Origin of the sequence: Candidatus Azobacteroides pseudotrichonymphae genomovar. CFP2 (genome assembly GCF_000010645.1) — a bacterium.
Lineage (GTDB): Bacteria > Bacteroidota > Bacteroidia > Bacteroidales > Azobacteroidaceae > Azobacteroides > Azobacteroides pseudotrichonymphae.
Window position 1 is genome coordinate 170,242 of the sequence record NC_011565.1, and the last position, 12,058, is coordinate 182,299.

Below are 12,058 nucleotides of genomic sequence, written 5' to 3' on the forward strand. Positions count from 1 at the left end.
AAAATCCTCAATTTTATTTACAATTCATTATTATTTTCTTACTCTCTTCATCAAAACCAACAGCAACAATATCTCCTTCCTTTACTTTGGATTTGATTATCATATCAGCTAATTCATCTTCCAAATATCGTTGAATCGCCCTTTTCAGGGGTCTTGCACCAAGCTGCACATCATACGCCTGCAAAGCAATGAACTCTTTAACTCTATTCCCAATATTTAATTTATATCCCAATGTTTCTACCCGTTTATAAAACTCCTTCAATTCAAGTTCAACAACTTGACAAATGGCCTTTTCGTCCAATGAATCAAATAATATAATATCATCTATACGATTCAGAAATTCAGGAGTAAATGTTTTATTCAAGGCTTTTTGAATCACACTTTGTGAATGTTTTCGATCCCCAATTTCTGTACCAATTGTAAATCCAATACCACGTCCAAAATCTTTTAATTGACGACTTCCTACATTGGAAGTCATTATTAAAACAGTATTTTTAAAATCAATCCGGCGTCCCAAACTATCAGTTAAGCGACCTTCATCCATTACCTGCAACAGCAGGTTAAAAACATCGGCATGTGCCTTTTCTATTTCATCAAAAAGAATAACTGAATAAGGGCGACGTCTTACTTTTTCCGTCAATTGTCCTCCCTCTTCGTATCCGACATAACCTGGAGGAGCTCCGACCAAACGCGAAACTGTGAACTTCTCTCTGAACTCAGACATATCGACTCTAATCAAAGCATCTGTTGAATCAAATAAATATTCTGCTATTTTTTTTGCCAAATACGTTTTCCCTACACCTGTCGGCCCAAGAAACATAAAACTACCAATAGGTTTATTAGGATCCTTCAACCCTATACGATTGCGTTGAATAGCCCTTACTGTTTTTTGAACAGCTTCGTCCTGACCAATAATAACAGATCTAAGGACGGATCCCATTTCCAATAACTTTTGATTTTCTGCTTTTGTAATACTTTGTATCGGAATTCCACTCATCATAGCGACTACTTCAGCTACTTTCTCGCCATCCACTATTTGGCGATTTTCCTGCAACTCTGTCTCCCAATGGGATTTAGCAACTTCTAACTCAAGCGACAAACATCTCTCCTCATCACGAAAACCTGCAGCTACCTCAAAGTTCTGAGATTTTACCGCTTGTAATTTACGTCCTTTAAGTATTTCTATACGTGTTTCCAATTCTTCTATATTCTTCGGGACTACAATATTGGAAATATGCGTTTTCGCCCCGACTTCATCCATAGCATCAATAGCTTTATCAGGAAAATTACGATCATTAATATAACGTTCAGTTAATCTTACACACGTATCTAAAGCTTCATCAGTGTAAATTACACTATGATGATCCTCATATTGATGTTTGATATTTTCCAAGATTCGACGTGTTTCTTGTGCCGTTGTCGGTTCAACCATTATTTTTTGAAAACGTCTTTCCAATGCCCCATCTTTCTCTATATTACGATATTCATCTAAAGTAGTTGCCCCAATACATTGAATTTCACCCCTTGCTAAAGCAGGTTTTAAAATATTAGCAGCATCCATCGTCCCTGCAACACTACCCGTTCCAATAATTGTGTGAATCTCGTCAATAAACAAAATAATATTCGGATTTTTAGAAAGTTCATTCAATATAGCTTTTATTCTTTCTTCAAATTGCCCACGATACTTGGTCCCAGCTACTACAGCGGTCATATCTAAATTGATTACTCGTTTATTAAACAACACACGCGATACCTTCCGTTGTACAATACGTGAAGCCAACCCTTCCACAATTGCAGATTTACCAACACCAGGCTCGCCAATAAGCACTGGATTATTTTTCTTCCTACGGCTCAAAATTTGTGATAATCGCTCAATTTCAACTTCTCTGCCAATGACAATATCCAAACATCCTTCCTCAGATGCTTTAGTCAAATCTATACCAAAACTGTCAATTACAGGAGTATCGTTCGTTTTAGTATCATTGGTTGTATCGCTTCCTCTGAAAGTTTTTTTTCTTATATTCGAAGGATAAGCTTCATCATCATCATCTTCATCATCATCAAACATGGCCCCCATTTGTGGCAATGATTGTTTTTCAATACTCACTTTTTTTTTGCCCCAATTCATGCCATTACAGCTTTTTTTATTGTCTTTCAAAAAAAATTTATTCATAATTCCATTTAAGATTAATATCTTCCAAAAATTTAATTCGGGCAAATAACATGCCATCTACAAAATTATATTCAAAATGACAGTAGTAAATGACAGTAGTACAAGAAATCGTTTAAATCCTTACCAATCTTGAAAAGATTGATTATTTTCGCATTAAAAATATGACTTAACTGTTTAAAATTTCACAATATTAATAAATATGAATTTAAAACTAACATACCTTTCTTTTCCAATTCTAGTATTGTTTGTTCCTTGGAGAGAATACAACAAAATTTTGAAGAACACTGATATAACGCTTAAATATGAAACTGCAAAAAAATACTTTGATGACAAAAAATATAATCAGGCTATCATTTTGCTTGAAGGGGCAGCACCTCTGATGAAACATACTGCATATGAAAAAGAGTCCTTGTATCTTTTAGCTCAATCTTTTTATAAAAAAAAGGATTATGCATCCGCTTCTAGATATTTTCAAAGTTATTATACCTCGTTCCCCAAAGGAGAGTATACTGAATCTGCTCATTTTTATTCCGCATACAGTTTGTATTTGGCATCTCCTTCAGCCCGCTTTGACCAATCAGACACATACAAAGCCATACAGCAACTACAAGATTTTTTAAAATATTACTCACAAAGCAATAAAAAAGAAATAGTAAAATATGCTTTATCCGAATTACAAGAAAAATTAGCACTTAAAGAACTAATGGCTATACGTTTGTACTATGATTTAGGGAATTACCTTTTATATCCTTTCCCAGGGGGTAATTATCTTTCGTGCATCATTACCGCTCAAAATGCTTTAAAATCTTACCCTTTTTCAAAGTATAGAGAAGACTTTATATACTATATTTTTATGGCTAGATACAAAATAGCACTACAAAGTATAAAAAAAGAGGAAAAAGATTTTCAGTATTGTGATATGACCAATGAATATTATTCTTACATTGATGAATATCCATCAGGTAAACATCTGAGAGAAGTCCAACAATTATACCATGATATGGTTAAACATCATGGTATGGTTAACCATTTTAAGTACTAAAACGAATCTTGGATTTATGAGTCATAAAAAAACTAAAGTGCCGAATAATACAGTTATTCGTGACATGCGGATACTTTCAGAGAAAACAGGAAATGTATATAAAAGTATCCGCATTATTGGCAAACGAGCCAATCAAATTACCCTAGAGTTAAAAAAAAAATTAGAAGAAAAATTGCAAGAATTTTCCTCTTATTCTGATATCTCATCAGAGGTATTTGAAAATAAAGAGCGGATAGAAATTTCTCGTTTCTTTGAACGCCGCCCCAAATCGACATTGCTTGCTACCCAGGAATTTTTAGAAAATAAACTCCATTTTCTTCTTCCTAAAGATGAAATAGAAAGGGGGCTATGGAACGACCTTCCAATAGGAACAAAGTATTTTGTACATCTGGCAGATATTGAAAAATGTGAACCATTGATCAAAACAAGTGAAAACGATCCTACCCAAGATAAGATTAAGGAAGTTTGGCAATTAAAAGAAAAAATAAAATGAATAGAATAATTTAATGTAAGTCTATCAAATAGAAATAGTTAAAAATAAAACAGTACAACTACTAAATTGGGAATTGGACGAGATAAGAAAGAGAATAATACTGTAAATGGGGAATATCGCCCAGCAATATCGGCAAGGCCGATGCTAGTCTATTAACTAGAGAAGACTTTTCATTCGCGTCTGCATTTCTTGCTTCTCATACACTCTAATACTTGCATATTAATGTTTTTGACTACCCTATGCGGAATGCTGATCTATCAAAAGGGATAAAATTGTGAATAGATAATAAAGCGAATAAAGCGTTCCGAAAATTAGCCACAACTTACTGTAATTATGTGTATGTGCATTTTTTCCCTTCCTCCTAATAATATTGTACTGTACAGAGCAGTACATAGAGGTGATTCTCAACATAAAAACTAATGGAACTAAATCCATAAATCAACAACGTTTTATGAATAACGATTTAGATAACAATCTAAGAGTATCCATCATATTCTAATAAATGCTACAGTCACTTCGCTAAAAGAAACAAGCTTTGATGACAGTATTTACTGCATAAGTTTATATGCTTTTTCAGAAAGAACAGAACAAAATAAAATAGAACAAAATAAATAGAATAAATAAATGATACAACGAATTCAGACAGTTTGGCTTATTCTGGTTAGTATCCTTTTATCCGTGGCAACATATATTGTGGATGTCCATTCTTCTACATTTACATTATCTAAAATACTACTTATAATTGGGAATGGACTAATAGTAATAATATCCATTGTTGCGATTTTTCTCTACAGGAAAAGATTATTACAGATAAGGATTTGTTATTTTATCCTTATTTCGTTGCTTCTTTCTTTTTTCACTCTTTTACATGATCTATGGTGGGCAACTATATTTCCTACAGTTGCCATTTTAGGAAATATATGTGCTATTCGAGCAATTCAAAAAGATGAAAATTTGACTAGCTCCTCAAACCGGTTAAGGTAACTAGAAAAGTGAAAGGTAAAATAATATATCCGGTAAATCGACATACTGGTTTATTGATTATTGGTATTCTAATAATTGTTTTCCTCTTTTTTTGCAATCTTTTTTGTGGTTCAGTATCTATTCCCATTCCAGCAGTATTAAACATTCTTCTAGGTAAAAAAGAAGAATATTCTGCATGGACAAACATAGTTTTACAATCACGTCTGCCTCAGGCAATAACGGCCTTATTAGCCGGTTCATCATTAGCCGTTGTAGGACTAATGCTTCAAACTTTATTCCGAAACTCGTTAGTTGGTCCCGATATTTTGGGTATAAGCAATGGAGCTGATTTGGGAGTTGCCATAGTCTTGCTGTATTGCAAAAGAATTAGTTCAGATTTTTCGTTGAGATTTAACTTATCTACAGTTGCAGCTGCTTTTATTGGTGCTTTAGGAATACTGACATTGATTCTATACTTTTCAGTTAAAATAAAAGATAATATTATGGTTCTCATTATTGGAATAATGATGAGTTACTTGACTTCTTCTGGAATTTCTATACTGAATTCATTTGCTTCCTCAGAAAGTATTCGCTCGTATATATTATGGGGGCTAGGTAGTTTTTCGGATGTTCCAATTAATGAATTGCCTTTTTTTAGTATTAGTATTTTGATCGGGTTATTATCCGCCATTTTACTAATAAAGTCATTGAACATACTATTATTAGGTGAATACTATGCAATTAATTTAGGGATTAACATAAAAAAAATACGTGTCCTAATTCTCCTTATTACAGGCTTCTTAATTGCCACAATAACTGCTTTTTGTGGTCCGATTAATTTTATAGGATTAATTGTTCCGCATGTCGCCCGAATCACTTTGAAGAAATCCAACCTACAATTGTTGCTCCCTGCAACAATTCTTTTAGGTTCTGCTATGGCACTCTTTTGCAATTTGGTGACTATCATTCCTTTTAATAACAATTTGCTTCCCTTAAATGCAGTTACACCACTACTTGGAGTACCTATCACGATATACGTTATATGTAATAAAAAAATCTATATTCCAAATTGATATTATTTTTGTTTAAATTTGAACGGGATGGAAATATTTACTTCGTACTTCGAGGGTTCCTTGGCCGAGTGGTTAGGCGTCGGTCTGCAAAACCGTTTACGGCGGTTCAAATCCGCCAGGAGCCTCTTCTCGTTCTGTCATAAAGTATTGAATACTAGATAACGTATTGTTAAAAACATCATCAATAGGAATTTATGTTAGGTGAGATTCGATTTTACTGAAAAAGCATAAAGCAACTTGATCTGCCTGCTACCAAAGCCAGTTAATTCATAGATAAAAAACAAGAAGAGTAATATGAAAAAAATATTATTATCGTTTGTACTACTGACAAGTATTGTATTAAATAAATCAATGGCTCAACATAGACCTAATTCTGCACAAGAAAGCGATAATTAACATATTGATTTAGATGTTTAATTGTAATTGGCAAGATAACACCGTAAGTTACGGTGCATTAGGCGATGGAATTGTAAATATTTAAGATGATTTCAGTTTGGGTATTCAAATTGGCAATGATATAGAGAACACAAAGGAGGCTTGCGTAGGTTATATCACAGAGGTATGGGTTGGAGGGGGGCGTATTCCCATTACAAAAACAACTCACTTGAATATTGGTGCTAACGCTAAAATTAAAAAGATACGATAACTCATGATTCCCTTTTTGGACTCTCTTAATAAAGAGAAAAACTGGAGAACATTTCTGCATTAACTAATTAAAGAGAAATGTTCTCCAGTTTTTTCATGTTTCTCCTGTAATAGGAAACCAATACAATTGGATGACTTTCCCTCGTCAGAAGGGAAGTTTAATATTACTAAAAATGATAGAGGTGCAAAATTTTCTGCGAGCACAGCGAACGACTTCAGACTATATTCCAACAAAACATCTGCGAAAATTCAATTGGCAATAAAAGATTGGAGTATATAGGGCCTATACAACAATAATCATATTCAATAGTGATAGTTTTTTTTATTTTCTACAAGTGCAACTACTAAACTCTATAGTAATTCCATCACTGCAAAATATAAGCAAGACGTCAAATTTAAAAAACCGTATAACCTTCATGTGTTAGTATCTGACGAATTTAAAATTACAAAGGCGCTAAAGGCTATGAAATTAAAAACCGAAGTAGGTTACAAAGTCTCGGGACTGATATGCACTCTTGCCATTAATTGTAGTAATACTATCTAAATAGATTCACTACTTGCTATGATTCTTTTAGTAGAAAAGTAATTATTTTGTATCACAATCAGCAAGAAGATCAGGATAATTAATAATTGCATCATTTCATAAAAAAAGATTACATTCATGGTTTATTGAAAAAGATAAGTTTAGAGTTGAATAATATTCAAATGCAAAACAAAGGGCTTGTTAAATTTCTTGTTGTTGCACTCACCCTGATAAGTATATTTTACCTATCGTTTTCGTTTGTAACGAACAAATACTACAAACGAGCAAGAAAATATTCTGGTGGAATTCCAAGTTTGGAAAATCAATATCTTGATTCATTAGCCAATGAAAAAATCTGGCTAGGATACTCTCTCGAAAAATGCCGAGCTATGGAAATAAATCTAGGACTTGACTTAAAAGGAGGTATGAACATAATTATGGAGATAGCTTCAGCTGATATATTAAAATCTCTTTCTGATAATAACCCAGATTTGATTTTTAATCAAGCACTCGACAGAGCTACTGAGTTACAAAGTAAAAAGGGAAAAGATTTTGTATCTGCCTTTGCTCTTGCGTACAAAGAATTAGACCCAAATGCGAAGCTGTCTGTAATTTTTAGCACATATGAATTAAAGGGAAAAATTTGTTTACAGAGTACGAATGAGGAAGTCATAGCCGTTTTAAGAAATGAATTGAGGATCGCCTATGAAAATTCGTTTAATGTTTTGCGTAGCCGTATTGATAAATTCGGAGTAGTCGCACCTAATATTCAACGAATGGCTAAAGAGGGATTAATTTCTATAGAACTTCCAGGTGTAAAAGATCCAAACCGTGTACGTGACTTATTACAAGGAACTGCTAATCTTGAATTTTGGGAAACTTATTCAGAATCGGAAATTCATCAAACTCTTATTTTCGCCAATAATATCATTAGAGACTCCATACAGCTTGCACATCAGTATTTTAACAAAACAGCAGTAAATAATAATTCAGCCACTATGGGGTTTTCACCTCAAACAACTGTAAAAGCCAAATCAAAAGCATCCGAAGATTTACAATATCCCTTATTTACATCATTGAGACTAAATCCAAATCAACCACATCAAACCTGTGTTGTAGCTTCTGTAAAACGAAATGAAAAGCCAAATATTGACGCTTTTTTAGGAAACTCTAAAGTAAAAGCTTTGCTAGATGCCAATCGCATTAGTTTGAAATGGACAATAAAGCCCCGATCGGAAGAAAACGGTGTGTATGATCTAATTGCACTAAAAGTTAGTTATATTGACAATAGGCCTAAACCTATATTAAGTGGAGATGTCATTCAGGATGCTAGCGATCATTTCGGGCAAACTTCCCATTATGCTGAGGTAAGTATGACTATGAAAAGTGAAGCTGCTAAAGTTTGGGCAAGACTAACAAAGGATAATCTTGGTAAAGCAATAGCAATTGTTTTAGACGATGCTGTTTATTCATTCCCAACTGTTAGTAGTGAAATTAACGATGGGACTTCCCGAATCACAGGTAATTTTACTGCTGAACAAGCCAAAGATTTAGCTAATGTACTGAAATCTGGAAAAATGTCTGCTCGTGCTAAAATAGTACAAGAAGAGATTGTTGGACCTTCATTGGGACAACAGGCTATTAAGCTAGGTTTCATTTCGTTTATCATTGCATTAACTATTTTGATACTTTATCTAATACTTATATATGGTTTAGGACCTGGGTTAATTGCTAGTAGTGCATTGGTGATCAATCTGTTTTTCTCTTTGGGAGTCATGGCTTCATTTCATGTTGTATTAACTCTTTCTGGTATTGCTGGTATTGTATTAGCGCTTGCCTTAGCTGTAGATGCGAATGTGTTGATTTATGAACGAATTAAAGAAGAAATGCGGGGAGGTAGTAAAATAAGGAAAGCAGTAGAAGAGGGATATAGGAAAGCCTTTCCTGCTATTTTTGATGCTAATCTTACTTCTCTTATTACCGGTATTATTCTTTTGATTTGTGGCACAGGACCTATCCAGGGTTTCGCCTTTACATTGATTATAGGAATAGGAGTATCATTTTTTACAGCAGTTTTCCTAACTCGTTTGACCTATGAAACTTTCTTATCTAAAGGAAAATTACAAAACTTTACATTTATAACTAAACTGTCCAAAAATTTTCTTGTAAGTCCAAATTTTAATTTTCTGAAAAATTTAAGATTGCTATATATCGTTCTGTCTGTTATTGCTACTATGTCTTTTGTTTCATTTCTGTTTAGGGGACTAAATAAAGGAATTGATTACACTGGTGGTCGTAATTATGTAATTAGATTTAAACAACCGATTAATACTGCTCAAGTACAGGAATTATTAAATCCATATTTTGAAAATCATACACCGAGTGTTATTACAATTGGGACAGCCAATCAAGTGAGAATTTCTACTAATTATATGATCGAATCCAATGACCTTTGTACAGATAGTATTATTCAATATAAACTTTATGAAGGTCTGAAACTTTTGTTGCCTGTAGGAACTACTTATGATCAATTCATAAATAATGGTTATGTCCAAAGTCTACAAAAAGTGGGGCCAAGTATTGCCGATGATCTGAAACAAAAAGCAATTTGGGCTGTTGGACTGGCAGTACTTGCAATCGGATTATACGTTCTATTACGGTTTAGGGATATTTCCTATTCGGTTGGTTCTATTGCTGCTCTAACATTCGATACTCTATTCATCTTAGGTACGTATTCTTTACTATGGGGGATTGTACCATTTTCTCTGGAAGTAGATCAAACGTTTATAGGTGCGATCCTGACGGTAGTTGGATATTCCATCAATGACAAAGTAGTTATCTTCGACCGTGTACGTGAATACATTTTTTTTCATCCGAAAAAGAATAAATTTGAGATTTTCAATGCTTCGCTTAATTCTACTTTAGATAGAACATTCAATACTTCTATGAGTACTTTATTAGTACTATTGATTATTTTCTTCTTTGGGGGGGAATCTATCCGCAGTTTTTCTTTTGCAATGATATTAGGAGTAGTTATTGGAACACTTTCTTCATTGTTTATTGCAGCACCAATAGCGTACGAAATACAAATAAGAAAGAAGAAAAAAAAATAATACCCAACGCCAGATTTTTTATATTTCAATGCTATCTTCTTCGAGAAGAAATTTTGTCCTTTGGATACTCACGAAATATTATTACCCTTGCTATGTTTTCTTGAAAACATGAATAGTTTATTTTTATGGTAAATTGATCTTCTGTCGCTTCATTAAGTGTTCCTTCCCACCAATAATTTAATAGTCTGTTTTGTAAGGGATAAGCCAGATTAGTAGATGAAATAGACACGTTAGGAGTAAGATTGAAAATGGATATTTGTTGCTTAGGATAACTTTCAAGGGTTGTTGTTTTTTCTATAGAGACAAAAATACCATGATCAGTCAATAGCTGTATTTCCATATTTCTTACAAATCTGGTCAATAAGGCAATATTCCCCAAAGTATGGTCTTCCCTTTTTCCAGTAGCACCTACAATTGTAATTTCGTTCCATACTTGTTTTTTACAACAAAAGTCTAATGCTTTAGTCAAATCATTCGTTTCTTGAGAGGAATCTTCGATAATTTGAAGAGAGAAATGCTTTTTTATTTCATCGGAAATGCTATCCATATCTCCAATAATAAAATCCGGTTGTAACCCATATTCTAAAAGATGTTGTGTGGCTCCATCGCAACAAATGATCTTTTCTGCTTTTTTCAAAAAAGATAGAGGAAGCTCGTGCGTAGGGAAATCCCCATTGGCAAGTACCACCCATTTGGGTTTTCGTAAAAGAGGCATCATCATAGTCCTTTAACCGCTTGTTTTCTCCAAAAAATATATCCAAAAATGGCAAAAACAGTATAAACAACATACAAAAAAGCACTTGGATACATCTCTTTGTAAAGATACAATATGACGCTACAAACATCAGAAATTATCCATAATAACCAAGACTCTACAATTTTTCTTACAGTCATCCATATAATAACGACGCTCAATGTAGTAATAAATGTTTCCAATACAGAAAAAAACGATATCCTACCTATTATAAATAGGATAAAGAAAAAGACTATCACCCCACTAGCAATTCCAACTGGAATTAGCTTCAGTAACATTTTTTTTGTTATCAAACAAAATGAGTGATCCTGGTTGTTTTTGGTTTTAATAAATTTCCAACAATACAATCCATAAAACGACATGACAGCATTATAAAAACATAACCCTGCCAAAGCATATAATTCTTTAGTAAAATTGATATAAACATAAAAAAGAGAACTAATGATACTGATAATCCAAACCGTCCATTTACACATAATCCCCAAATAAAGCGTAACGAGTGTAAGAACAACACCCACTAACTCTACCCAATTCTCGATAAACCACAAAACAATACCCCAGTTTATGATTTCATAAATCATAGTTTAAGTTGGCTACAATTATTTATTAATTGAATTGACTAATTAAAGAATCACGAACTCGACAAAAGTATACTTTTTTTGTAAAAATTATGAAATAAAAACAATAAATACCTCCTTTGTTGATATTTACAACTATTGCTAATCACGATTTTTTTGATATTTTTTTTGAAAATATTGTATTTCTATTTACATTCCGGCAAAAAGTTGGCGATCACTACGAATCTAATAATTAATAATTAATTAAAATCAAAAAAGTCATGAAAAAACTTAAATTATTGCTTATATTATTCCTAATTTTGTTCGCTATAAAAGGGGTTAGTCAAAGTGGAAAAGAAAGTGTAAGAGCAGAAATTACTGATAATATCAGTAAGTCTGGAGAATTAAAAATTGGTGAATATCAAAATTGTCCTTGCCAAAAAAGCTTTGACTTTTTTATGGAAACAGCTTATAAAAACTTGAATAAATACGATCCTTACTGGATTGCAAAGCCCGTTGGTATTGAAGATGCTCTTAAAACAATCTTACCAATTTTGCTAGCGAATGCTGACTGGGTTACAAAGCCAGTCGGCATTGAGAGTGTCCTTAAAACAATCTTCATTAAAGGGAGGCTTGACAAGGAAAGTATAGCGGAAAATGACCTCATATGGACATTAAAATACAAAAAATAAAAAATATCCAGATCCCGATTCTAATTAAAT

Annotated in this window: 9 protein-coding genes, 1 tRNA gene and 1 pseudogene; 8 read left to right on the forward strand and 3 right to left on the reverse strand. The window is 33.1% G+C overall.

From position 1 onward, the window contains the following. Window positions 1–13: 13 nt before the first annotated feature. On the reverse strand, window positions 14–2,173 hold the full coding sequence (locus CFPG_RS00780) for an ATP-dependent Clp protease ATP-binding subunit (RefSeq protein ID WP_407637772.1): 2,160 nt from the start codon (window positions 2,171–2,173) through the stop codon (window positions 14–16). A gap of 199 nt (window positions 2,174–2,372) precedes the next feature. On the opposite strand from CFPG_RS00780, the gene CFPG_RS00785 reads away from it, so the two are divergent. From CFPG_RS00785 to secDF, 7 genes and pseudogenes are all read left to right on the forward strand, one after another. Continuing rightward, window positions 2,373–3,215 carry an outer membrane protein assembly factor BamD gene (locus CFPG_RS00785; protein WP_012573170.1) on the forward strand — a complete coding sequence of 281 codons (843 nt, stop codon included), beginning with the start codon at window positions 2,373–2,375 and terminating at the stop codon, window positions 3,213–3,215. 16 nt (window positions 3,216–3,231) lie between these two features. Beyond that, a pseudogene (locus CFPG_RS05430) lies at window positions 3,232–3,549 on the forward strand (DNA-directed RNA polymerase subunit omega); the annotation flags it as partial. A gap of 783 nt (window positions 3,550–4,332) precedes the next feature. Next, entirely contained in the window at window positions 4,333–4,692 is a 360-nt protein-coding gene (locus CFPG_RS00795; protein WP_041572351.1) for a DUF4293 family protein, read from the forward strand. Between the two features lie 8 nt (window positions 4,693–4,700). Beyond that, window positions 4,701–5,744 carry an iron ABC transporter permease gene (locus CFPG_RS00800; protein ID WP_012573172.1) on the forward strand — a complete coding sequence of 348 codons (1,044 nt, stop codon included), beginning with the start codon at window positions 4,701–4,703 and terminating at the stop codon, window positions 5,742–5,744. A gap of 54 nt (window positions 5,745–5,798) precedes the next feature. Further along, a tRNA-Cys gene (locus CFPG_RS00805) sits at window positions 5,799–5,869 on the forward strand. 368 nt (window positions 5,870–6,237) lie between these two features. Further along, on the forward strand, window positions 6,238–6,390 hold the full coding sequence (locus CFPG_RS05435; protein ID WP_265348018.1) for a hypothetical protein: 153 nt from the start codon (window positions 6,238–6,240) through the stop codon (window positions 6,388–6,390). A gap of 704 nt (window positions 6,391–7,094) precedes the next feature. Next, on the forward strand, window positions 7,095–10,025 hold the full coding sequence (gene secDF, locus CFPG_RS00810) for a protein translocase subunit SecDF (RefSeq protein WP_012573173.1): 2,931 nt from the start codon (window positions 7,095–7,097) through the stop codon (window positions 10,023–10,025). Window positions 10,026–10,056: 31 nt separating this feature from the next. On the opposite strand, the gene CFPG_RS00815 is transcribed toward secDF, so the two are convergent. Together CFPG_RS00815 and pnuC are read right to left on the reverse strand one after the other, a co-directional pair. Beyond that, window positions 10,057–10,746: a thiamine diphosphokinase gene (locus tag CFPG_RS00815; RefSeq protein WP_050720662.1), complete on the reverse strand. Its 690-nt coding sequence runs from the start codon at window positions 10,744–10,746 to the stop codon at window positions 10,057–10,059. Next, window positions 10,743–11,360: a nicotinamide riboside transporter PnuC gene (gene pnuC / locus CFPG_RS05150; RefSeq protein ID WP_012573175.1), complete on the reverse strand. Its 618-nt coding sequence runs from the start codon at window positions 11,358–11,360 to the stop codon at window positions 10,743–10,745. Before pnuC ends, CFPG_RS00815 begins: the two co-directional genes overlap by 4 nt. 257 nt (window positions 11,361–11,617) lie before the next feature. On the opposite strand from pnuC, the gene CFPG_RS00825 reads away from it, so the two are divergent. Continuing rightward, window positions 11,618–12,028 carry a hypothetical protein gene (locus tag CFPG_RS00825; protein ID WP_012573176.1) on the forward strand — a complete coding sequence of 137 codons (411 nt, stop codon included), beginning with the start codon at window positions 11,618–11,620 and terminating at the stop codon, window positions 12,026–12,028. Window positions 12,029–12,058 lie beyond the last annotated feature (30 nt).

Bases quoted from the DNA above. Each gene is read 5' to 3' on its own strand.
- CFPG_RS00815 (WP_050720662.1), bottom strand. From the start codon at position 10,746: ATGATGATGCCTCTTTTACGAAAACCCAAATGGGTGGTACTTGCCAAT.
- CFPG_RS00825 (WP_012573176.1), top strand. From the start codon at position 11,618: ATGAAAAAACTTAAATTATTGCTTATATTATTCCTAATTTTGTTCGCT.
- CFPG_RS00780 (WP_407637772.1), bottom strand. From the start codon at position 2,173: ATGAATAAATTTTTTTTGAAAGACAATAAAAAAAGCTGTAATGGCATG.
- pnuC (WP_012573175.1), bottom strand. From the start codon at position 11,360: ATGATTTATGAAATCATAAACTGGGGTATTGTTTTGTGGTTTATCGAG.
- CFPG_RS00795 (WP_041572351.1), top strand. From the start codon at position 4,333: ATGATACAACGAATTCAGACAGTTTGGCTTATTCTGGTTAGTATCCTT.
- secDF (WP_012573173.1), top strand. From the start codon at position 7,095: ATGCAAAACAAAGGGCTTGTTAAATTTCTTGTTGTTGCACTCACCCTG.
- CFPG_RS00785 (WP_012573170.1), top strand. From the start codon at position 2,373: ATGAATTTAAAACTAACATACCTTTCTTTTCCAATTCTAGTATTGTTT.